Below are 23,888 nucleotides of genomic sequence, written 5' to 3' on the forward strand. Positions count from 1 at the left end.
TTATCTCACATTGCGCCAGCGCAGGACGCGGTCGGCGATCTTGCTGACGATGAGGTTGGTGACGTAGCCGGTGACGCCGATGATGATGACGGCGAGCAGCACGACCTCCATGCGGAAGGCGGCCTGACCGTTGGCCATCATGTTGCCGAGGCCGGGCCCGGGATTGAAGAACAGCTCGCTGCCGACCGAGGACAGCCAGGTGAAGGCGACCGCCTGCATCAGGCCGGTGAAGACGCTGGGCAGTGCGCCCGGCAGGACGATGTGACGGAAGGTCTGCCAGCGGCTGGCGAGGAAGATGCGGCCCACCGCGACGTGACGGGCATCGATGTGCTTCAGGCCTTCATAGGTGTTGAGGACGGTGGGATAAAAGGCGGCCAGCGAGATAATCAGCAGCTTCGACGGCTCGCCATTGCCGAACCACAGGCTGATCAGGGGGATGTAACCCAGCAGCGGCACCTGACGGATCGCCTGATAGATCGGATTGACCAGCACATCAACGGGGCGGAAGGTCGCCATCAGGGCGCCCAGCGACACGCCGAGCAGCCCGCCGATGGCAAAGCCCGACGCGGTGCGCCCGAGGCTGGCCAGCCAGTTGATCGGAATTTCCCCATCGGCAAAGTGTTCGATCAGGCTTTTGAACACACCGTCCAGCGGCACGAAGACATAGGCCTGAACCGCGCCTTGCTGCGAAGCCAGTTGCCACGCCACCAGCGCCAGTATGGGAATGACGAAGCCGCGCAGACCGAGAAAAAACTTGGCAATTCGGTCACCGGTCGTGGGTCGGATATCGGTAAGGACGGCGGTATTCATGCGTTCTGTTTCCGTGAGCCGCGCGTCAGGACCCGCTCAAGCGCGCGGAACCCCTTGTCGAGCGTGAAGCCGATCAGGCCGGTGATGACGACCCCGATGAGGACCAGATCAAGGCGGAAGGTCTGACGCCCCCACTCCATCATCTGGCCGATGCCGCTGTCGGCGACGAGCAGTTCGGCGGCGACCAGCACCATCCACGAGCGGGCGAGCGCCGTGCGCAGACCCTGCACAAGCACCGGCAGACTGGCCGGGACGATAACGTGGGTGAATTGCGTCAGGGCCGGGATGCGGTGGATGCGCGCCACGTCGAGCCAGGTGCGCGGGATGCCCTTGACGCCCTGAAATGCGGCCAGCGCAACGGGTAAGGCGGTGGCCTTGGCGACCAGCACCAGCTTCACCGTCTCGCCTACCCCGAAGATCATGATGAAGGCCGGGATCAGCGCCACGGTCGGCAATTGCCGCAGGATGTGGAACCCCGGCAGGACATAGGCCTCGGCCTGTTTCGACACCCCCATCAGGGTGCCGAGCGCAATGCCGATGCCTGCGCCGATCAGGTAGCCGCCGAACAGGCGACCGAGGCTGCCCGTCAGGTGATCCGGCAACTGACCGTTGCTCCAGTAGGTGACGAAGGTGGTCCACAGAACCTCAGGCGGGACGACGATCTCTGCCGGAAACCAGCCGCTGCGGCTGAGCAGCGTCCAGCCGACGATCAGGATGATCGGGGACAGGACCGCCGCCAGACGCTGCCGCTTCCACGGCTTGCGTTCGGGGGCCGGGGGCGCCAAAAGCGCCACCGGTGCCGCCGTTACGCGGGTTTTCAGTATGACCGAACCGTCGTCCACGCCATTCTCCTCCTAGAACCGTGCCGACAACGACAGCAGGTAGCTGGTCGGCTTGCCCTGCTTCGAGGACGAGCCGTTGTTCGACGGCGCGATGGCGTGGATGTAATATTGCTCGTCGGTCAGGTTCTGACCGGTCAAAGCGAGGCGGTACTGGCCCTTGGCGCCGAAGGCGAGCGCGACATTGGCGCTGACCAGGCCGTAACCCTTTTGTTCGAGGGTCGGGTCGAACTCCAGCGTCGGGTTGTAGTACTGCTTGGCGAGGTAGCGGTAATCGACACCGGCCTCCAGTTCGACACCGCTCCACAGTTCGCGGCTATAGTCGACGCCGACCGCGCCGGTGAATTTCGGGGCGCGGGTGAATTCGCCGCCCGACGGGTCGATGGTCGCATTGACCAGACCGAGGCGCGGATAGTTAACGCCCGACTGGATCGGATAGTTGGTATATTCGCTGGCCAGACGCCCGAAGGCGCCCTTGAAGTGCCAGTTATTGTTGGGGCGGTAATCGAGCGTCAGTTCGACGCCCTTGACCCAGCCGGCGGCATTGGCATAGCCCTGCCCCACGGCGGTCGAGGTCGTGCCGGTATTGGTCCCGGTGCTCGGCAGGATGACCAGCACCTGAATGGATGGGTAATCGTAGTAGAAGGCCGACACATTGGCCGTCAGCTTGCGATCGAGCACCTGCGTCTTCAGACCGAATTCGTAGGTGGTGATTTCTTCCGGCTCGTATTCGCGGATTTGCAGGGTCGCGGGCGTCGTGCCGTTGTTACGGCGGCTGTTGAACCCGCCCGAAAGGTAACCGGTCGCCAGACGGAAATAGCCCAGCACATTGTCCGAGAACGCATATTGCGGCGTGATGTCGAAGGTGAAGCTGTCGTAGGTCTTTTCCAGCGAGGCCTGCGAATTGGTGTTGAGCGTCGCATTGACCGACGAGGTCTTCCACCATTCGGCTTCGTTATTGAAGGTCACCGTGCCGGTCGCCACCGTAAACGACTGACTATAGGTCTTGGTCTCGCTGTTGAGACGCCCGCCGACGGTCAGCTTGAATTTGTCGCTGAACTCATAGGTGCCGCTGACGAAGGCCGCCGTGCTTTCGGTGATGGTGTCGGTCAGGGTTTGCGAATAGTTCCGCGTCGAGGCGGGTGAGGTATAGACATTGAGATTGCCCGCCCAAGAATCCGAACCGTTCAGTTCCTTGAAATAGTAGAGACCGGCGATCCAGCTGAAAGCCCCCGTATCTGGCGAGGCCAGACGCAGTTCCTGGCTATATTGCTTGTCCGGCGTCACCTGACGCGAGACATTATTACGCAAAGGGATCGAGCCGGAACCGTTCGACCAGCGCGTCAGCTTGTTTTCCTCATACGCCGTGATCGAGGTCAGGCTGTATTCCCCGAGGTTCCAGCGCACGCGGACGAAACCGCCATCGTTGCGGATCGTCTGGCGGCCCGTGTCGGCGACCCAGCTATAGCCATAGGGCAGCGGGTTCGCCGGGCTGGTATAGCCCTGATTATAGGTCGGATTATTTATCGGCGCGACGGTCAGGTCGGGCTGGATATAGCCGGGGCTCTGATCGCCCTCATAGTCGCGGCGGTGATAGTTGAACAGGATGTCGAGGTGTTCGGTCGGCGTCCACAGAAGCTGCGCGCGCACGGCCTTTGCATCGTTTTCACCGACGCGCTTGCGGTCGGACAGCTTCCACGCCGTGGACGAGGCCGGGGTCACGTCACCCGCATAGAGGTTGTAGTTCCAGCCCTTGTCCTCGTTCTGATAGACCGAGAGGCGTCCGGCCAGCTTGCCGGGGATGAGCGTGCCGGTGATCGCACCGTCGAAGCCGCGCTCGCCGAAGCTGCCGGTCACGGCGCGGGCATAGCCGCCGGTCTCGAAGCTGGGGGCTTTCGAGATGAAGCTGATCGCGCCGCCAGTCGTGTTCTTGCCCCACAGGGTGCCTTGCGGGCCGCTGAGGACTTCGACGCGCTGCTGATCGAACAGCGGGAAGGCCTGCGCATAGAAGTTGGCGATATAGACTTCGTCGCGATAGACGCCGATCGGGCTGACGCCGTTGGGGTCGGTATTGTTGGTGCCGACGCCGCGCACGAACCAGCGCGGACGCTCACGCCCGTCGGTAGCCACGGCATTGGTATTGGGGGCGAAGCCGACCACGTCCTGAGCCAGCTTGATCTGCTCGTTCTTCGCGATCAGGTCGCCGCCCAGCGTCGTCAGCGAGATCGGCACGTCCTGCGCCTTTTCCTCGCGGCGGCGGGCGGTGACGACGACTTCGGTGGCGTCGTCCGCGCTGGCGGCGGCAACCGGTGCCGGGGCATCGGCGGCGAAGGCAGGTGCTACGAAAGCAAGGGACGAAATGCCCGCCAGCAGCAGGCCACGTAAGGTTTTTGTATCGAGGGAGGAGGTCATATCAACACTTGTTCGGGAGGCTGAAAACACAAATGCTGGCGCCCCCGTTGTCAGGTCTGCCGGCCATGAAGGTGGCCTTGCTACGACACCCGATGGGTCTCAGACAATAAAGCCGGACTTAATGTTGACTTAAGTGATTTTATAAAATGAAATTTTTATTTATTAATTTCATATATTTAAATCTATCAATTTCGCATATTTTCTTAATATAAAATCTTTTTAGTTTTAATTTACGTTGACACGGACGCCCCTCCGCCACCAGAGATACCCTCGTTTTGCACGCCCTCCGCGATTAAAGGATACTCCTGATGGCCGACACCCTCATCACCCCTTCCACAGAGACGCCCGCGCTCGACCGCATCTGGTTCACGCGCTGCCCCGTGCCTACCGCGACGGGCCTTGCCTATAAACTCGGCTGGCTGAACGAAGAGTTCGCCGCCGACAAATTGCCGGTCGAAACGCTTCAGGAAAGCACGACCGAGCTACGCCGGCATCACTACGACCACCGCCTGCCCTCGCTGATCCGCGAAGGCGGCAATATCCTCGCCTTCGGGGCGCGCTCGCAGGGCGAGCCGACCAAGCTGGTCGGTCTGACCTGGATCGAGGAATGGCAGACCATCCTCGTCCGCCCGGACAGCGGCATTACGAAACCCGAACACCTGAAAGGCAAGCGCCTCGCCCTGCCGACCTGGACCGACCATGCCATTCCCTCGCATCAGCGCGGCTCGTCGATTTCGCGCGGCATGTCGCTGGCGGGTTACAAGGGCGCGCTGGCCTCGGCCGGCCTGACCTTCGACGACGTCGAACTGGTCGAGGTCTCGTCGAACCGCGCCGCCCCGGTACAGGATCTGGCGGGCGGCAACCGCGCCTCGGCGAGTAATCTGGCAGGCTTGTGGGCGCTGCAACGCCTGATCGATGGCGATGTCGATGCGCTCTACGTCAAGGGTGCGGCGGCGGTTGATGCCGCCAAGAAGCTCGGCATCGTCGTCGGCATCAATCTCGATCACCTGCCCGAGCGTCGCTTCCGCGTCAATAACGGCACGCCGCGCCCGATCACCGTCCATCAGAGCCTGATCGACAACCATTTCGACGTGCTGACGCGCTTCCTGTACCAGACCCTGCGCGCCGCCGACTGGGCCCGCGATAATCTGAGCGGCGTGCGCGATATCCTGCAAAGCGAAACCCGCGGCAGTGCCGAAGCCGTCAAGGAAGCCTATTCTGACGACGCTCTGCAATCGCTGCACCCGACTCTGGACGACGAGCGGCTGGCCCTGTTCGACCATCAGAAGAAATTCCTCTGGCTGCACGGCTTTATTGACAACGACTTCGACCTCAGCGACTGGGTCGATCCGCGTCCGCTCGAAGCGGCCCGAAACCGCTTAATTTCCGAAGGTTAAGCCTAACCAGACATGCGATAAGGTCAGTAGGCGTTCGAACACCTTGCCCGAAAGCTGAAACCATCGACGTTGCCCCCTGATCTTATCCAATCTTGAGTTCGCTCAGGCGGTTGGTTTCCGTTTTGGATACGGGTGGGAGCGTCGGTGACCGGCGCGGCGCTGTGCGATGAGCGCAGCGCTGGGTCACTGCGACGCGGGCTGAAGCTACGGGCATACTCGGCCGACATCAACCAGCCGATTCGCGAATGTGATCGCTGCGTGTGGTACCTGTTCTACGATTGCGCTACCGCCATACAGCAAAAGACCGATAATCCCGTAAAATTCGAAATCACCAACACAGCTTGAATTGAGAGCATTATCAGGAACGCCCCGAATGCAGGCGGCTTGCCAGAATTGAACAGACGATAAGCTGCAATTGATGGAACAGCATCAACGGCAGTATCATCAGCCCCAGCACCGCCGCCGGAAACAGGGTCGAGGCCATCGGGACGCCGGAGGCCAGACTTTTCTTAGAGCCGCAGAACAGAATGACGATGCAGTCTTCGCGCGAAAACCCCAGCCGCGCCGACAGATACCAGGTCAAACCCATGACCACCGCCAGCACGACGGCACAGACGCCTAGCAGGCCCGCCAGATCGAGGAGCGACACCTTCGACCACAGGCCCTCGACCACCGAGGCGCTGAAGGCCGTATAGACGACCAGCAGGATCGAGGTGCGGTCCACCCGTCCTATCCACGTCTTGTGCTTATCGATAAAGCCCCCTAGCCACGGTCGCGACAGATGCCCCAGCACGAAGGGCAACAGCAGTTGCACGGCGATTTTTTGTACGGCCTCCAGCGATACCCCCGCCGCATGGCCGGTGACCTTTCTCATCAGCAGACCGACCAGCATGGGCGTCAGGAAAATACCGAGGAGGTTGGACAAAGACGCGCTGCATACCGCCGCCGCGACATTGCCCTTGGCCATGGCCGTGAAGGCGATCGACGACTGAACCGTGGACGGCAGTAAACAGAGGAATAGAAAGCCGCTCAACAGGGCGGGCGACATCAGTCCTGACAGGCCCGCCTGAACCCCCAGACCGATCAGCGGGAACAGGCCGAAGGTCACGGCCAGCACGCTTAGGTGCAGCCGGACGTGTGACAGCCCGGCAATAATCGCCTCACGCGACAGCTTGGCTCCATGCAGAAAGAACAGCAGCATGATCGCGGCATCGGTCACCCCGTCGGCGACCACCGCCGCGCTTCCGCGCACCGGCAGCACGCTGGCCAGAGCCACCAGCCCCAGCATGATCAGGATAAACGGGTCGAGGCGTTTCAGAAAACCGGTCATGTCACAGATCGAGGACAAGGCGAGCGGACTTCGCCCCGGAACAGCAGACCATCATGGTCCGCCCGGCGGCTTTTTCGGCGTCGGTCAGGACGCTGTCGCGGTGGTCGGGCATCCCCTCCAGCACGCCGCATTCGCAGGCCCCGCAAATACCTTCGGCGCAGGAATGCGGGACATTGATGCCGTGATCCTTAAGCGTTTCCAGAATGGTCTTGCCCGCCTCGACGGTGTAACGACCGCCGGTGCGCGCCAGTTCGACCTCGAAACCGCCGTCGAGCGCCGGAGCCTCGGCACCCGAAAAACGCTCGTAATGGACAGTACCGGCGGGGCGGGAAGCCCCGGCGGCGATATAGGCGTCGATCATTCCCGCCGGTCCGCAGGCGTAGAAATGCGCCCCCTCCGGCGCTTCGGCGAAGATGCGGTCGAGGTCCAGACGCGCCCCGCCCTCGGCTTCGAACACCCTGTGAAACGGCACGCCCGCCGTGTCGAGTTCGGGTCGGATCAGGTCGAGCAATGGCGCGGTTGCCGCACTGCGCGCCCCGAAATGGAACACGAAGGGCCGCCCCAGCGCTATCAATCGCTGCGCCATGGCCCATAGCGGCGTCACCCCGATGCCACCGGCGATCAGGACCGAGAACGGCGCGTCTTCGACCAGATGGAAATGGCAGCGCGGCGGGCTGATCATCAGGGCGTCACCGACCTCGACCCAGTCGTGCAGATATTTCGACCCGCCCCGGCTTTGCCCATCGAGCGCCACGGCGACGACGTAGCGGTGCGTCTCGCCCGGTGCGTTCATCAGCGAATATTGCCGCACCACCCCGTCGCGCGCCACGACATCGATATGCGCCCCGGCCTCGAACGCCGGCAGGTCGCCGCCGTCGGGCCTGAGGTCGAACACGCGGACGCATCCGGCTTCACCGGACGGGCCGCCTTCGGAAATATCGTGAACCCGCACGGTCAGATCGGTCATGGTGCTGCGCCTCAGGAATTAGTCTGTACAGGGTTTATAACCCGCACTGTCGCCGACTGACTTGTCGCCATGGCCCCATAAATTTGCTCCGCGCCCGTCGTCATGGTGCAGCGCCGCACAAAGACTTGTCTGTACGCGCACGAAGGACCGCGTCGGATTGACGCAGACGCGTTTTGGCCGGTTCCTGTTGTCTACAGAGACAGCGGTTTTTCGTCAGACGCACCGAGGAACGAACCAGCCGTCCACATTCCACAACCTGTTGAACCCAAAGCGTAAACACGCCGAAGGTATGCGTACACCCTCCCTGAGGGTGATGGAGGCACCATGCTGCGTTTCACGACCAATGCCTACCCGAAGGAGCAACGCTGGGATTCGTGGCGTTTTGCATTGCAGCGCAAGTCCATGCAGCTTGAGGCGATGAACGCCGACACCGCCTATGGTGAACTGGCCTCGTACCAGAGCCAGCAGAAACTCGATTTCATCTGCGTGTCGTCTACGCCGCAGATCCTGCGCATCGACATGACCGAACAGGCCGATCAGGTGTGGCTGGTCGTGCTGCTCGAAGGCGATATGAACATCACCTATGGCGGTGCGGTAACCACGGTGCGCGAAGGCGGCGTGGTGTTCGGCGACGGCAATGCCCAGGCGCAGCTCGATTTCCATCGCGATCACCGTTTTCTGCTGGTCAAGATCCCCAAGGCCTTTCTGAGCCTGCGCGTGCGCAATCCCCTGCCCGGCGGCGTCAATCCCATCGCCAGCGACATCGGCTCAGGCCGCATCCTGTCGGGGATGTTGCGCTCCGTCGCCGACACGATCAACGACCTCAATACCGACCGTATCCGTCCGGTCGAACTGAGCCTACCGGAGTTTTTGCTCACCGCCCTGATGGAGGATGCGCCGGTCAAGTCGCTGGGCGGTTCTGCCGGGGCGCGCGCCATGCTGCTGGAGCGCGTCTTTCAGACCATCGAGATGCACCTCAGCGATCCGAACCTCAACCTGCAACAGGTGGCGACCGAGCACGGCATTTCGATGCGCTATCTGCAAAAGCTGTTCGAAAGCGTCAATGAAAGTTTCGGACACTATGTGAAGCTGCGACGGCTGGAACGCTGCCGGATGGACCTGTTGAGCCCCCTGCACGCGCAAAAATCGATCTCGGATATTCTGTTTCAGTGGGGCTTCAACGACTCCGCCTCGTTCAGCCGCGCCTTTCGCGAACAGTATGGCCTGTCGCCGCGCGAATACCGCAAAGCGCCCCCGGCGCTCGACGACGGCGAAGCCCCGCGCCGGGGCCGCCCGGTCGTCGCTAAAGACGGACGCTTCCGCGAAGACCTGTCGGCCCCCGATCCTGACGAGGAGATCGAGGAGCCGGTGACCGAGGACAGTCTGCCCGAATTGCCCAAACACAGCGTCCGCCACCACTTCCTCCCCGCCACGCCGGAAACGATCCACTGGGGTCACCTCAGCCGTCACCTGAAACCGGCAATCCGCGTGCAGTCCGGCGACTACGTCACCATCGAGACCCTGACCCACCATGCCGGGGACGATTACGAGCGCATGATCGAGGGCGATCCCGGTGCCGAAGCCATTTATCACTGGACCGCCGAGGAAAAGACCGTCGAGCGCCGGGGGGCCGGGCCGATGGACGCTTCGGCGGTCGGGCGCGGCGCGGGCGAAGGCTTCGGCGTCCATATCTGTACCGGCCCGGTAGCGATTGCCGGGGCCAAACCCGGCGACGTCGTTGAGGTGCGTTTCCTCGACATCAAATCGCGGCCTTCGGGCAATACGAAGTTCGCCGGACGCAGCTTCGGCAGCAATGTGGCCGCCTATTGGGGCTTTCACTACAACGACCTGCTGACCGATCCCAAGCCGCGCGAGGTCGTCACCATCTACGAGGTCGAGACCGGGCACGATCGCTGCTGCGCCCACGCCGTCTATAATTTCCGCTATACGCCGCAAACCGATCCCTACGGCACGCGGCACGACCGCTACGACTATCCGGGCGTCATCATCGATCCCGACAGTATCGAACGCAATTTCGACGTTCTGCGCAATGTCGAGATTCCCGTCCGCCCGCACTTCGGCTTTGTCGCCGTGGCTCCGGCCTATGACGGGCTGGTCGACTCGGTGCCGCCCGCCAATTTCGGTGGCAATATCGACAACTGGCGGCTGGGGCCCGGCGCGTCGATCTTCCTGCCGGTGCATGTGGCCGAGGCGCTATTGTCGCTTGGCGATCCGCACGCCTCACAGGGCGATTCCGAACTGTGCGGCACGGCCATCGAATGCTCGATGACGGCGCTCATTCAGATCGTCCTGCACCCCAAGGCCTCGCAGCGCGATCCCTTACGCGACCTCGACTATCCGCTAATCGAAACCAAGGACGAATGGGTGCTGCTCGGCTTTTCGCAGCCCAATTACCTGCGCGAACTGGGCGACAAGGCGCAAAGCGAAATCTATAAGAAAGCCTCCATCGAAGGGGCCATGCGCGACGCCTTCCGCAAGGCGCGGCGCTTTTTGATGACCACCAAGGGCCTGAGCGAGGACGAGGCCATATCGCTGCTGTCGGTCGGGGTCGATTTCGGCGTGTCGCAGGTCGTCAACGGCAACTGGGGCGCCCACGCGATTATCCGGAAAAACCTGTTCCTGAATTAGCGCGTGATACAAAACGCCGCAGCAAGAGGTTGTGCGCCTCAGGACAAGACCCCCATCAGCACACAGGCAAGACTTGAGGCCTTATCGCCTGAAAAAAGAGAGCCTCATGCCCGGACCTGCCCCCAAGATCGTCGTTGTCGGCAGTCTCAACGCCGATGTCACGCTGGAGGTCGAGCGCCTGCCGCAGCCCAATGAGACCCTGATGGCGCGCGCCAGCCGTCAGACCGTCGGCGGCAAGGGCTTCAATCAGGCCATGGCTCTGGCGCGGCTGGGCTGCGAGACGGTCATGGTCGGGGCGGTCGGTGACGACCTGATGGGCAGCGAGGCCCGCGCCCGTCTACGCCGTTCGGGCATCGACGATCGTCACCTGACAACGATAGTCGGACAGGTAACGGGCACCGCCCATATCCTCGTCGGTCGCGACGGGCAGAACATGATTACCGTGTCGCCGGGGGCCAATGCCGCCCTGATGCCCGCTCATGTCGAGGCGGCCACCGATCTGATCGCGGCGGCGGATGCGCTGATCGTGCAGATGGAAGTGCCGCTGGAAACGACCCGGCGCGCCTTGGATATCGCCCGGATGCACAAAGTGCTGACGGTCCTTAACCCCGCGCCGGTCCTGCCCGGCGTCGAGTCGCTGCTGCCGCTTGCTGATGTGGTGACGCCGAACGAGACCGAACTGATGTCCCTGACAGGCATGGACGGATTTGGCGACGCCGCCCTGCACGCCGCCCTGCACAGCCTGATCAAGCAGGGGGCGGGACGCGCTTTGGTCACCATGGGTGGCAACGGTATCGCGGCGCTGATCGAAGGCACTTTGGTGCGCCTGCCCGCCCATAAGGTAAAGGCCCTCGACGCGACCGGCGCGGGCGATGTGTTCAACGGGGCCCTGACGGCGAAACTGGCCACCGGGGCGAAGTGGTTGGAGGCCCTGCACTATGCGATGGCGGCGGCGGCCTTGTCGGTGTCGCGCGCTTCGGCGGATGCCGCCCCGACCCTGAAAGAGGTCGAGGCGTTTTTATCCGAGGCTACGGTTTAATCGTTGCGGCTTCCAGCGCGTCGAGGCGGGCCTTGGCGAAGTCAGTCACCGGGGCGATGCCGTTATTATCGATGTGCATCAGGGTGCGCGACTTCACCGTATAGGTGGGCCACTGCGGCAGGCTTTCGCCGTTCGGATTACCGGTTTTGGCAAAATTGACCCAGTAGCGGTTCATCGTGCTGGCCACTTTGAGGTCCGACGGCGTCCATTCGTGCCGCGCGGTGCGGCTCTGGCGGATATCGAAGACCATCTCGATCTCGTTTTCATGCCCGGCTCCCGGTGTCGTGGCGCGCAGGGTTTCCGGCACGTAGCCGAAACGATAGAGCCAGACCTTGCCGTTTTTCTTCGCCGTCTGCTCCGCCCGCCAGCGCGCGGGGAGCGTCATGGCATATTCGCCCCACAGGCGCTTTTCGGCGACCTCGCGCGGCGTACCGTCGGCCATGTACAGCTTGACCACACCCTCGCCCTTCGGCCCCAGCGACTCGATCAGCTTTTTCTCCGCCCCCGGCAGCCAGCGGATCAGGCTTTCTTCGTAATTATTGGCCCCGACCAAGTAAGGCACATCGGCGATATGGCCGTTCTTATAGGCCTCCGGCGTCGTTTCCAGAACGACCTGACCGTCGGCGATGACGCTTTCGGGCGTATAGACCGGCGCATCGAGCACGGTTGCCGCGGGCAGATGACGCAGCTCTTCGGCGGTCAGTGCGCCTTTCTTGTCCCCCCATGCCTTGCCGTCGGCCTCGGCCTTTTCGAGCGGCTTGACGAAGCCATTGCTGCCGCCGGACTGCGCGATGGCCTTATGGAACAGGCCGCGCGCTTTTGGCGACGCCATCAGGAAATTGACCGACGAGGCCCCGGCGGATTCACCGAAGATCGTTACATTACCTGCATCGCCGCCAAAGGCCGCGATATTGGTCTGTACCCACTCCAGCGCCTTGATCTGATCCATCAGGCCGTAATTGCCGACGGCCTCACCGTCCGCTTTCAACGCCGGGTGCGCGAAGAACCCGAACCGCCCGACGCGGTAGTTGAGCGAGACGACGATGACGTCCTGTTTCGCAAAGGCCATCCCGTCATAGCTGGGGTAAGACGACGCCCCCATGATAAAGGCCCCGCCATAGATCCACACCATGACCGGCAGTTTCTTTCCTGCCGCGTTTTCCGGCGCCCAGACATTGAGATAGAGGCAGTCTTCGGATTCAGGATTGACGAAGCCCGGTCCCGGCGGGCTTTCCATGTCCATCTGCACGCAGTCCGGGCCGAAGCTGCGCGCCTCCAGCAGACCCGACCATGGGGCGGGCGATTGCGGCGCGCGCCAGCGCAGGGGGCCCACCGGCGGCTGCGCATAGGGGATGCCGAGATACCGCGACACGCCCTTGTCGGCGATGCCTTCGATCTTGCCGTCCCGCAGGGTCACCTGCGGCGCGGCCATCGCCGTCGTCGACATCAGAAGAGCCATAAGACCGGCGGACACACTCAAAACTCTGGACATGGGAAACCCTTTTCAACCGAAAGCGGCGGACCCCGATACGCCGGGTCCGCCGTTACGCGTACTTACTTTTTTAAGACGTGCATCTGATCCAAAAAAAACCCCAGAAAGCAAGAATGGACACTTTTTGGGATGCGCTTGTCTGAGCCGCCTTAGAAACTGCGGCTAACCTTGAAGTGCACCGTGCGACCGATGCCGGGGAGGACGTTGGCATTGGCGTCGGTGTCCGAATTGGCGAGGAAGTATTCCTCGTTGGTCAGGTTATCGACATTCAGATCGAAGCGGTACGGACCGTGGATATAGTAGGCCCCGCCGCGCACCAGCGTATAGGCCGGCAGGGTGATCGATCCCGGCAGGAAGCCGCCGGTTTCCGACGCATAGGTCACGCCGCCGGTCAGGCCCCACTTGCCGCGCACGTCGTAGGTGGCGAACAGCGAGCCGCTGGTCTTGGGCGTGGTACGCAGATAGTAGCCGTTCTGCATCCCCGGAATATAGTTGGCGTTCGAGAAGACGTAGCCGCCGTAACCGTCGGTGCACGCAATCCCGGCCAGGCAGGACGGCAGGGTGAGGAAGAAACCCGCCCCGGCGGTCGGCTGGACCTTGGTCTTCTGCCGCGTCAGGGTCGCCGTCAGGCCGAAGCTATCGGTGACCAGCCAGCGCAGTTCGCCTTCGATGCCCTGGGTACGCAGGGCACTGACGGTTTGCACACCCGTCGGCGGGCTGGAGATAAAGGAACGGTCCTGATCATAGACCGCCAGGGCGGCGAACAGACGACCGCCGTATTGCGAGGTCTTGACCCCCGCTTCGCGCAGGCGTGAAGCCCCCAGATAGGAGTCGTTGAGGATCAGCGAAGGCGCCAGGCCACCGCCCTGATCGATTTGCAGCGACTTGGCGCGGGCATAGGTGGTGTAGAAGGTCGCCCAGTCGAACTTATAGGCCAGCGACGCGTTGTAGCTATAGGCGGTCTGGTCGTCGGTGCGGCGGGCGCGGGTCGTGCCGACCTCGGTGCCGATGTTCAGCGCGTCGACTTCGTATTTATCCGAGCGGCCGCCGAGCGTCAGGCTGACCGGGCCCCAGGTGGCGTCGGCCAGCGCGAAGGCCCCGTAGTTATGGATCTTGGTCGTGACGTCGGTCGCCCACTTGTAACCGGCGGCGAAAGGGTTGTTGAAGCGGTCGTCCGTGGTCGCGCCGACGCTGAGGTCGCGGCGGTCTTCGGAGATGACGAAGTCGTTGAGCGATCCCTGTACGTGGGCATGGGTGAAGCGATGGCTGAGGCCCGACACGGTCTTCCATTCGACCGGACCGGTCGAGAAGTCGCGGATATAGCTGAGCCGCTGTTCGCTCAGGGTCGATTCATAGCGTGAACCGAAGCCGTAGCTCTGATAGTTGTCGGATTCCAGCGTGTTGAGGAAGCCTTCGATCTTCAGCTTGCCGCCCGCCAGTTCGCGCGAGGCCCCGGCATAGAGGGTGTGCGTCGTCGCTTCGTTGATATCGACGCCTTCGTCGATGAAGGTCGTGCGGCGCGACAGCTCGACCAGCTTGACCGTCGCCGGGTCGAGCTTGGTGAAGTTGTTCGGCTTGGGCGTGACGCCAATGGCGGGCGCGGCGAACAGCAGGGCCGAACCGCCCGTGACGGCGTAGTAGCGCGCCACACTGATGGTCGGCGACACACCGTCAGTGATCCTGGCGATCGGGCGACCGGAAATATACAGGCCGTCATCGATCAGTTGCTGGGTGACGCGGTTCCAGCCGATGTTTTTCAGATAGCCTTCGGAATGGACGAACTGATAGCTGGTTTCCAGCGACCACTTGTCGCCGAGCGTGCTGGCGAACGAGCCCTGAAGGACCTGCGATTTCGGGTGCATCCCCAGATAGAAGCTGTCGGAATCCTCGACCTTGGCGAACAGGTGCAGGCCCGCGTCGTTGGTGCCCCAGTTGGCGGGCAGCGACAGGTTGCCGGTCAAGATCTTCTCGCCATAGCTGCCGACAGTGGCGGACATATCACCGCTCGTCTTGTCGACGTATTTGGTGCTTTCGCCGTAGCCCGTTTTCGGGATAAAGTTCATGAAGCCGCCGACCTGACCGGAACCATAGACCGGCGAGGTCGGGCCGCGCACGATTTCGATGGATGACGTCGCATCAACCGGCGTCGGGTAGTTGGCGAAGTTCGACAGGCCCTGAAAGCCGTTATAGTAGTTGTCAGCCATGGTGCCGCGGATGTTCAGGCTGCCCGGAACGCCGAAGAACGAGCCCGTATAAGTGCCCGCCGCAACCGCCGTAAAGTCGTAGACGTTCTTGATCGAATAGCGCGACAGAAGCTTGTCGGAAATTTCGGTGACCGAACGCGGCGTGTCGACCAGCGGCTTGTCGATACCGAAGACGCTGGAGGTGACGCGCTTCTGCTTCACACCGCCCAGATCGCGGGTGCCGGTCACGACGACCTCGGTGACCTCTTCCGGCTTTGCGTCCTGTGCAAAGGCCGGTACCGCGAGCGCGCTCAGGGCACCGCAGATGGCCGTCAGGGCCAGAAGAGAATGTTTGTACGTAATATGCTTACCGTTCATCGTGCCATATCCCCTTGGCCATAGAGCGTCCAAAAAAGCCCGCCGTCTATATTGGAATTAGAAATGCGAACGCTTCCGATCGAAGGATCGTTGTCATCAAGGTGTCATGATCAGCGGGCTCCGGTCTTGAGCGGGTGCGCCCTGTAAATTGCGTCAATTGACGCGGCGCAACATATTAAGGTGGCGTTTACCCTTCCTGCACGCTGACCGGTGACGGGGCCCTGTGCGCGCCCGGACAAACCACCGTTGCCAAAATGACGCCGTTACGCCGGAGGCCGGACGCGATGCGTCATCTGGGGGCAAGTATTGAGTCGCCGCGCGTCAAGACAACCGCGACCTCTGCGAAGAGGATCGCGCGCATTCAAAATACGGAGTGCGAGCGATGAAATGGTTTATTACGGGCGTTTCCAAAGGCTTCGGTCTGGCCATTGCCAAGGCGGCGCTTGATCGGGGCGATATAGTCGCAGGCACCGTGCGCGGTCAGGCCGATCTGGAAGCCTTCACGGCGCTGAAACCTGGCTTCGCTTTCGGCTATCAGATGGATCTACCCGATCGGACTCAGGTCGATATCGCCGTGGCGGCGGCGGAAACCGCGCTGGGCGGTATCGATGTGGTCGTCAATAATGCCGGTTACGGCCTGATCGGCGCGGTCGAGGAAGCCAGCGCCGCAGAAATCCGTCAGGTGTTCGACGTCAATGTCTTCGGCGCGATCAATGTGCTTCAGGCCACCCTGCCCTATCTGCGCCAACGCCGCGCGGGTCACATCATCAATGTTACCTCCGTGTCGGGCTATGCGCCGTGGGCGGGCTCCGGGCTTTATGGCGCGACCAAGTTCGCCATGGAGGGCCTTGGCCGGACCCTGGCCGAAGAAGTCGAGGAACTGGGCATCGGCGTGACCAACCTCGCCCCCGGCGGATTCCGCACCCACTTCGCCAAGGGCTCGCTCAATATCGCCAAACACAAGATCGCCGATTATGACGGCAAGGCGCGCGAAGCCGAACGGACTTTGGCCGCGCATAATGGTTCCGAACCCGGCGACCCGGAGAAGCTGGCGCAGGCGGTCCTGACCATAGCGGGCATGAAAAACCCGCCTTTGCACCTGCTGTTGGGGGCCGATGCGCTGGGCTATGCCGAAGAAGAAATGGCCGAAATCCAAAAGGACATCGACCAGTGGCGCGACCTGTCGCTATCGACGGCGTTCTAAGCGCATTGGCTACGCCGAACTGCGTTTCCGAAAAGTGTGAAGCGGTTTTCGGAATCAAATGCGCGACAAAGCAAAAGCTTAGAACATGTTCCGATCCAATCGGATCGAAACATGTTCTAATGCGCAACAACTTCTTGTGCGCCTAAACACAAGACCATCGTCCATCGCCGGGGGTAGGTCTTAGGCCAAGATGGCATCCGCCCGGATGCGCTATTCCGGGGGCGCTGCCACGAAACGACGAAATCAGGTGATCGTCGCCATGCCCACAAAACTGCCCTCCAAAGCCTTTATCGACTCGTTCGCATCGTCGGACATCGACCTTGCCGATGCCGAGACCCTGCCACCGGAATGCTATACCGACGCCGGTTTCTACGAGTTTGAGAAGGAAGCGCTCTATTATCACGAATGGCTGTGCGCCGGTCGCGAGAACTGGGTCAAGAACCCCGGCGACTACTTCACCACCCAGATCGCCGGTGAGCCTATCGTCGTGGCGCGCGGTCGCGACGGTCAGATCAACGCCATGTCTTCGGTCTGCGCCCATCGCGCCATGCTGGTCGCCGAAGGTTCAGGCAATACGCGGATGTTCCTTTGCCCTTACCACCACTGGGCCTATGGGCTCGACGGTAAGCTGACCGGCGCCCCCGCTATGGAAAAGACGTGCAACTTCAACAAGGAAGAACACGGCCTGACGCGGTTCGCGGTCGAAATCTGGAACGGCTTCATCTTCATCAATTTCGACGCCGATGCGGCCCCCCTCGCCCCGCGCCTGACGCAGGTGACCGAGGCGCTCAAAGGCTACGACCTTGCCAATGCCGACGATCTGCGCCCACAGGCGCCGGGCACCTTCCCGTGGAACTGGAAGGTGATGTTCGAAAATAATAACGACGGCTACCACGCCTCGAAACTGCATCAGGGGCCGCTTCACGACTTCGTGCCGTCGGATCTGGCCGAGTTCCCGGACTCAGACCCCGCCGATGCCGGGTTCTTGCGCTATAACGGCACGACCCACCGCGACGCCAGCTTCAACCCGACGCAGGTCGCGCAGATGCCGGTCTTCCCCGGCCTGACCGAGACCGACCGCAACCGCATGACCTTCGCCAACATCCCGCCGACGCTATCGCTGGTGATGATGAGCGACATGGTCATCTATCTGATCCTGCGCCCCACGGGCGCGGAGACGATGGAGCAGGACGTCGGCACGCTGGTCGCGCCGGGGGCGTCGAAGCACCCGTCCTTCCAGCACAAGTTCGAAATGAACATGAACTCGGCCACCCACATCATCGATCAGGACATGCACGTCGACGAGCTGGTGCAGATCGGTCTGCGCTCCAAATTCGCCCCGCGTGGCCGCTATTCGTGGCAGGAAGGCGCGCAGATCCAGTTCAACCGCTGGCTCATCAAGCGCTACCGCGACACCTATGCGCGCCTGACCGGCCCGAACCTCACAGCCGTCAAGGGCGCGGCATAACCTTCGAAAAACTTCATGAAATTCCCCTCTGTCCGGCACCCCGGACAGAGATCGGGTCCTCATGTCTCACCCCTCCCTCTCAAGAGAACTGTATCATGGCTTTTATCTGCACCCCGGGTGAGACCCGTCAGGACACCCAGCCGAAAAACCTGCATTTCCTGCGCGCCACGCCGGAAACCATCCACTGGGGTTATTTTCATCCGGAGATCAAGCCCGCCCTGACGGTGAAATCCGGCGACATGATCATGGCCGAAGCCATCACCCACCACGCCGGGGACGCGCCGGAGCTGATGATGGACGACGCCATCACGCGTATCTTCACCGAAGTGCCGGAAGCCGACCGCAATCCCGGCGTCCACATCATGACCGGTCCGATCTTCGTCGAAGGCGCGGAGCCCGGCGACATGCTGGAAGTCCGTTATTTCCAGATGACGCCGCGTTTCAACTACGGCTCGAACCTGGCCGCCAACTGGGGCCACCTCTATGAGGAGTTCGGCAAGAAAGAACGCGTCACCATCTACGAGCTGAACCCCAATTCCAATACGGCCTCGGCGCACTATGCCTATGATTTTCCAGGCGTTTACCTGACGCCGGGCACCATTACCCACTGTGCCGAATGCGACCGCGTCCCGGCCCTGAAAGGCATCTCGATCCCGGCGCGCCCGCACCTTGGCACCGCCGGTGTGGCGCCGGCTGTGGATCAGCGCGTATCGACCATTCCGCCCGGCCTGCACGGCGGCAATATCGACAACTGGCGCATCGGCGCCGGCGCGACCATGTATTATCCGGTGCAGGTCAAGGGCGGCCTGTTCTCGATCGGCGATCCGCATGTCTCGCAAGGCGACGGCGAAATTTCCGGCACCGCCATCGAAGCCTCGCTCAACTGCCTGTTCCAGATCATCCTGCGCAAGGATTTCAGCTTCCCCTCGCCGCTGCTGGAGACGCCGAACAACTGGATCGTCCACGGCTTCGACGAAGACCTCAACAAGGCGATGAAAAACGCCTCGCTCGACATGCTGACGCTTCTCACCGAGCATCAGGGCCTGTCGCGCGACGACGCCTATTCACTGATGTCGGTCGCCGCTGATTTCGGCATCACCCAGGTCGTTGACGGCACGCAGGGCATTCACGTCCGCATCGACCGCAACATCTTCCCCGACAAGGGCGTGGTCAAAGACCCCGAATAGGCATAGTTTCACCCCATGCCCTTGTGGAAATTCTCGGTAGACACGGTTCCGGAAACGGAACGTCAGGCGGCGTGGGTGGATGTCCTGCGCCGCCTGAAACTGCCTGTGGCCGACCTGTCGTCGCTGTCGCGCGTGCGCGGTTCGGTCATGGTGACCACCACGCCGCTCGGCTGCGAATTCGCCGTGCTCGAGTCCACGCCGCAGACCTATTCCGGGCGCAACCCCGACCACAGTTCCGCCGTCTGGCTGGCCGTGCTGGCGCGTGGCGAAGGCATACTGGAACACGGCGGTGAGACGACGGTCCTCAGCCCGCGCTCGATCATCTTCGGGGCGTCGGGCGTCGATTCGACCCTGCGCCTGACCAGCGATTTCCGCATGTTATTCATCAAGATCCCGCAACTGGCCGTCAGCCCGCGCATGATCACGCCGCTGGGTCAACGCGTCGGGATTCTGCCCGGTGTGTCGGGGCTGGAAAAGATGTTCAACGGCTTGCTGCTCGGTCTGGCCGACACGCTGGAAGCGCTCGATGACGAGCATTTCCAGCCGGTCGAGCAGTCGATGATCGAGTTCCTCGTCGCCTGTCTGGCCAGTGACGGGCGCATCGAGTCCAAGGGCGGTGCCGCCGGGGCGCGGGCGTTTCACCTGCGCCGTATCTGCCAGAAGATCGAGACCCTGCTGCACGATCCGGAGCTGTCGCTGCTCAAGGTCGCCGCCGAAAACGGCGTCTCACCGCGCTATGTGCAGAAGCTGTTCACCGGCGCGCAGATGACCTTTTCCAACTATCTCAAGACGCGGCGGCTGGAGCGCTGCTACGCCGATCTGATCAGCCCGGTCCATGCGCAGTTGTCGGTGTCGGAAATCTGCTTCCGCTGGGGGTTCAACGACGCCGCGCATTTCAGCCGCACCTTCCGTGAACGCTTCGGCCTGTCGCCGTCCAAGCACCGCCAGTCGGGTCAAACGCAGGCGGTATAATAGGTCTTGCGCAAATCGCACGGCTGTTTCATGATCGTTGCAATACCAACGTTCGCATAATCATTTTCCTATTTCTATCCTCATTTCTTCCGGAGCCGCCATGCCTTTTCGCCATGTTCCGCGTCTGCATCCGCTTGTCCTGAGTGCGCTTTGCCTGACCGCTGCCCCTGTGATGGCTCCCATAACCGCACATGCCGCAAAGCCCCCCGCCGCCAAGCCGATTGCCACCCCGGTCAAGGATATCACCGACCCGAAAAGCCTGGTTTCGCCAGCCAATCCGAACGCCCGGCCCGTGCCGCTTAAGGATCTGACCGCCGTGCGGGCCGCCCCCGAAGCCGTCTGGACGCCAGATGGCAAGCACATTGTCCTGGCCACCAATATCGCGGGCCGGATCAATATCTGGAAACTGAGCGAAGGCGAAATGACGCCGGTGCAACTCAGCGAATCCGAGAACCCGCAAAGTAATCTTTTCGTCAGCCCGGACGGACAGACGGTCTATTTCCTGTCCGATATCGACGGCAAGGAAATCTTCGATCTCTACGCCCTGCCGATCAACGGTGGCGACGTCGTCAACCTGACCGACACGCCGGACCTGACCGAACGCGGCGCGCGTCCGTCGCTGGACGGCAAACTGATCGCCTTTTCCATACGTCCGCGCGACAGCGCCATATCGAACGTCGCCGTAATGGATGTTGCCAGCCGCAAGGTGCGCGTCCTGACCGATGAAAAAGACGGTAACTGGTTCTGGTTCGCCAGCGGTTTCACGCCCGACGGCAAATATATCATCGCCCACCGTAACCGGTCAGACGATTCCGCTGGCACGCCGTGGCTGATCGAGGTCGCCACGGGCAAGGCCGTTATGGCCGTTCCGTCAAAGGACACCGAAGCCACCTATATTGCCGACGTGTCGCCGGACGGCAAATGGCTGGCCCTGTCGACCAATGCCGGTACCGGTCAGTTCCACGCCGCGCTTTATAACCGCGAGACGTTTGAGACGAAGCGTCTCAAGGCCACGCCGTGGGAGCAGATGGCGCAGCAGTTCTCGCCGGACGGCAAATATCTGATCGTCTCCAACAATGCCGACGGTCGGGGCACGCTCGACCGCGTCGATCTCGCCACCCTGACCGAGACGCCTTTGCGCATTGATCCGGGCTTTGTCGGATTGGCGACCTCGGCGCAAAGCAGTTTCAACCCAGTGACGGGCAAGTTGCTGGTCAATCGCGATGCGGGGGATTCTCCGCTCGATTACTGGACGGTCGATCTGAGCGGCACCGAACCGGCCAAACGCATCACACGACTGGCCATCGCCAGCCTCGATCCGGTCAATCTGCCGAAAAACACCATCGTCCACTATAAGAGCTTCGACGGCACCCCGATCAGCGCCGTGGTGACGATGCCTTTCAACCTAAAGCGCGACGGGTCAAACCCGGCCATCGTCATGCCGCACGGTGGCCCGACCGGGCAGTCTCAGGACTATTTCTCGAAATATACGGCGGCGCTGGCCTCACGCGGCTATATCGTCATCCAGCCGAATTTCCGCGGCTCGACCGGTTATGGACTGCCGTTCCAATTGGCCAACCAGAAGGATCTCGGCAATGGCGACCTGAAAGACGTCATGGGCGCCGTCGAGTTCCTCAAGGCGACCGGCTATGTCGATGCGAAAAAGATCGGCATCACCGGCGGGTCTTATGGCGGCTACATGACCCTGATGGCGATCGGCAAATATCCGGACAGTTTCGCCGCTGCGGTTCAGCAGTTCGGAATCATCAACTGGTACACCATGTGGGAAAACGGCGATGCGGGCCTGCGGGAGTATCAGCGCGCCCTGCTTGGCGATCCGGTGACCCACAAGGCGCTCTACGACGCTGCTTCGCCGATGACCTATGCAAAGAGTATCAAGACGCCGCTACTGACTCTGCAAGGCGAAAACGATGCCCGCGTTCCCAAAAATCAGGCGGCTGAAGTGGTCGAGCGCGTCAAGGCTAACGGCACGACGACCGAGGTGGTCTATTATCCCGCCGAAGGGCATGGCTTCCGCAAGAAGGAAAACGCTGCCGATGCCCTGAGCCGCGTGGTGGCGTGGTTCGAAAAATACCTGCCGGTGAAATAGACAAAAAAACCAGACCCGGTGGGGAACCGGGTCTGGCCAAGGGTCTGAGGAGGTTTAAGCCTTACAACCCGCCGTGATTGACGCTGGCCACCTCGGCAGCCGAGACCGTCATGCGATACGGCGGGAAGAGCATGATCAGCGCCGCGACGATCACCAGACAGGCTTCGATGATCAGGATCGACCCGGCATAGGCCTTATAGTGGTCGAACCACACATCCATCAGGAACGGTGTCAGGCCCTGCGCCAGCATGACGACCGCATAGATGACGCCGGTGATCAGGCCATAGGCCTTGAGGCCGAAATAGCGCGAAATATAGTAGGGTAAGGCCCCGAAGGCCGTGCCGAGCCCGATCCCCAGCAGCGCCCCGGCCAGCAGCAGCATGGGCGTGTTCTGTGCCGCTTCCAGCAGCCACAACCCCCCGGCGGCGATAACGAAGAACGGCGCGGTGACGCGGGGCGACTTGATCCGGTCGAGCAGCGAGCCGACCACGATCTGCCAGACCGAGGTGACCAGCGCCAGCACGACCATCACCGTCGTGGCCAGCCCCATATCGATCTTACGGTCGGTCAGGACGGGGATGACGTGCGAAAACACCGCCGTCAGACATCCGGCCCCCAGACCGAGGCTGGCGATGATCAGCCAGAAGACCGGCGTTTTCAGCGCCTCGCTCAGGGTCAGGCCGTCTAGGCCCGCCGAGGGGGCGTTTGGCTGATATTTCTCAGCACGCGGCGAAGGGTCTTCGACGACCGGGCGCGGTGCGTCTTTCAGCAGGAAGAAGGTCGCCGGAAAACCGACGGCGAAGATGATGAAACCGATGACGGCAAAACTCATCTGCCAGCCGACCGCGCCCAGCAGCAGGGCCGCGACGATCGGCATAAAGGTCGCGCCGACGCCATTGCCCAGTCCGGCGGAAATCCCCAGCATCAGGCCGCGGCTCTTGTCGAACCATTCCGAAACGACCTTGGAGAACATGGCCGTGCACGGAATAGCCCCCGCCACGCCTATCAGGGCGAACAGCAGATAGAAGTGGAGCAGGTTGTTATTGACCTGACTGATCGCCGCGACGCTGAGCGCGAACAGGATATTGCCGATGAGAAGCACCTTGCGCCCGCCGTACTTGTCCATCATCCGCCCGACCAGCGGAAAGGCGACGATGCTGACCAGCGAGATAATCCCCAGCACGGCGGTAACCTGAGAGCGCTGCCAGGCGAAGCTTTCGGAGATCGGCACCAAAAAGACGCCGAAGACCGAGCTGACCGTCGCGGTCAGGCAGACCATATTGCCTATGGTGCAGGCGACGACGACGCCCAGCGCCGTTTTGCGATTTTCCCTGGTTTCGATCGTCATGCCCACGCACTCCACATTACAGTCGGATCAGCAAAACCGGAATCCGTCGGCCCGTCAAAGCCAAACCTGCCGCTGCCAAAAAACAGGGCGTCAGGCGTCTAGT

16 protein-coding genes are annotated in these 23,888 nt (G+C 62.0%); 8 read left to right on the forward strand and 8 right to left on the reverse strand.

Features of this window, described 5'->3' with window-relative positions; genetic code table 11:
* From AEYBE204_RS24520 to AEYBE204_RS24530, 3 genes are read right to left on the reverse strand one after another with little or no spacing between them, the layout of a single operon-like run.
* On the reverse strand, window positions 1-810 hold the full coding sequence (locus AEYBE204_RS24520) for an ABC transporter permease (protein ID WP_023461053.1): 810 nt from the start codon (window positions 808-810) through the stop codon (window positions 1-3).
* On the reverse strand, window positions 807-1,652 hold the full coding sequence (locus AEYBE204_RS24525; RefSeq protein ID WP_023461054.1) for an ABC transporter permease: 846 nt from the start codon (window positions 1,650-1,652) through the stop codon (window positions 807-809). The genes AEYBE204_RS24520 and AEYBE204_RS24525 overlap by 4 nt, the downstream gene beginning before the upstream one ends.
* Window positions 1,653-1,664: 12 nt before the next feature.
* A complete protein-coding gene (locus AEYBE204_RS24530) occupies window positions 1,665-4,061 on the reverse strand; it encodes a TonB-dependent receptor (protein WP_023461055.1) in 2,397 nt (798 codons plus the stop codon).
* Window positions 4,062-4,369: 308 nt separating this feature from the next.
* Between AEYBE204_RS24530 and AEYBE204_RS24535 the strand changes: the two genes are divergently transcribed.
* Entirely contained in the window at window positions 4,370-5,458 is a 1,089-nt protein-coding gene (locus AEYBE204_RS24535) for an ABC transporter substrate-binding protein (RefSeq protein ID WP_023461056.1), read from the forward strand.
* 358 nt (window positions 5,459-5,816) lie between these two features.
* On the opposite strand, the gene AEYBE204_RS24540 is transcribed toward AEYBE204_RS24535, so the two are convergent.
* Complete coding sequence (locus AEYBE204_RS24540; RefSeq protein WP_023461057.1) at window positions 5,817-6,788, reverse strand: bile acid:sodium symporter family protein; 972 nt, start codon at window positions 6,786-6,788, stop codon at window positions 5,817-5,819.
* 1 nt (window position 6,789) lies between these two features.
* Window positions 6,790-7,755 carry a PDR/VanB family oxidoreductase gene (locus AEYBE204_RS24545; protein ID WP_023461058.1) on the reverse strand — a complete coding sequence of 322 codons (966 nt, stop codon included), beginning with the start codon at window positions 7,753-7,755 and terminating at the stop codon, window positions 6,790-6,792.
* Between the two features lie 324 nt (window positions 7,756-8,079).
* Between AEYBE204_RS24545 and AEYBE204_RS24550 the strand changes: the two genes are divergently transcribed.
* Both AEYBE204_RS24550 and AEYBE204_RS24555 read left to right on the forward strand, forming a co-directional pair.
* Window positions 8,080-10,404, forward strand: a complete 2,325-nt coding sequence (locus AEYBE204_RS24550; RefSeq protein WP_023461059.1) for an acetamidase/formamidase family protein — start codon at window positions 8,080-8,082, stop codon at window positions 10,402-10,404.
* Window positions 10,405-10,510: 106 nt separating this feature from the next.
* Entirely contained in the window at window positions 10,511-11,443 is a 933-nt protein-coding gene (locus AEYBE204_RS24555; RefSeq protein ID WP_023461060.1) for a ribokinase, read from the forward strand.
* Here AEYBE204_RS24555 and AEYBE204_RS24560 read toward each other — a convergent pair.
* Together AEYBE204_RS24560 and AEYBE204_RS24565 are read right to left on the reverse strand one after the other, a co-directional pair.
* A complete protein-coding gene (locus tag AEYBE204_RS24560) occupies window positions 11,433-12,935 on the reverse strand; it encodes a carboxylesterase/lipase family protein (protein ID WP_031229825.1) in 1,503 nt (500 codons plus the stop codon). The genes AEYBE204_RS24555 and AEYBE204_RS24560 overlap by 11 nt on opposite strands.
* Before the next feature lie 149 nt (window positions 12,936-13,084).
* A complete protein-coding gene (locus AEYBE204_RS24565; protein WP_023461062.1) occupies window positions 13,085-15,496 on the reverse strand; it encodes a TonB-dependent siderophore receptor in 2,412 nt (803 codons plus the stop codon).
* A gap of 382 nt (window positions 15,497-15,878) precedes the next feature.
* Here AEYBE204_RS24565 and AEYBE204_RS24570 point away from each other — a divergent pair, with 382 nt between their 5' ends.
* The 5 genes from AEYBE204_RS24570 to AEYBE204_RS24590 all read left to right on the forward strand — a co-directional run bounded on the left by AEYBE204_RS24570 (window position 15,879) and on the right by AEYBE204_RS24590 (window position 22,437).
* Window positions 15,879-16,700, forward strand: a complete 822-nt coding sequence (locus tag AEYBE204_RS24570; RefSeq protein ID WP_023461063.1) for an oxidoreductase — start codon at window positions 15,879-15,881, stop codon at window positions 16,698-16,700.
* A 259-nt stretch (window positions 16,701-16,959) separates the two neighbouring features.
* The gene (locus AEYBE204_RS24575) at window positions 16,960-18,168 is read left to right on the forward strand and encodes an aromatic ring-hydroxylating dioxygenase subunit alpha (RefSeq protein ID WP_031229827.1); all 1,209 of its coding nucleotides are present in this window, start codon (window positions 16,960-16,962) and stop codon (window positions 18,166-18,168) included.
* A gap of 95 nt (window positions 18,169-18,263) precedes the next feature.
* On the forward strand, window positions 18,264-19,355 hold the full coding sequence (locus tag AEYBE204_RS24580) for an acetamidase/formamidase family protein (RefSeq protein WP_023461065.1): 1,092 nt from the start codon (window positions 18,264-18,266) through the stop codon (window positions 19,353-19,355).
* A 15-nt stretch (window positions 19,356-19,370) separates the two neighbouring features.
* Complete coding sequence (locus tag AEYBE204_RS24585; RefSeq protein WP_023461066.1) at window positions 19,371-20,327, forward strand: helix-turn-helix domain-containing protein; 957 nt, start codon at window positions 19,371-19,373, stop codon at window positions 20,325-20,327.
* 100 nt (window positions 20,328-20,427) lie between these two features.
* On the forward strand, window positions 20,428-22,437 hold the full coding sequence (locus AEYBE204_RS24590; RefSeq protein ID WP_023461067.1) for a S9 family peptidase: 2,010 nt from the start codon (window positions 20,428-20,430) through the stop codon (window positions 22,435-22,437).
* 61 nt (window positions 22,438-22,498) lie between these two features.
* Here AEYBE204_RS24590 and AEYBE204_RS24595 read toward each other — a convergent pair whose 3' ends face one another.
* Window positions 22,499-23,785 carry a nitrate/nitrite transporter gene (locus AEYBE204_RS24595; protein WP_023461068.1) on the reverse strand — a complete coding sequence of 429 codons (1,287 nt, stop codon included), beginning with the start codon at window positions 23,783-23,785 and terminating at the stop codon, window positions 22,499-22,501.
* Window positions 23,786-23,888 lie beyond the last annotated feature (103 nt).

It is taken from the genome of Asticcacaulis sp. YBE204 (assembly GCF_000495855.1).
Classification (GTDB): domain Bacteria; phylum Pseudomonadota; class Alphaproteobacteria; order Caulobacterales; family Caulobacteraceae; genus Asticcacaulis.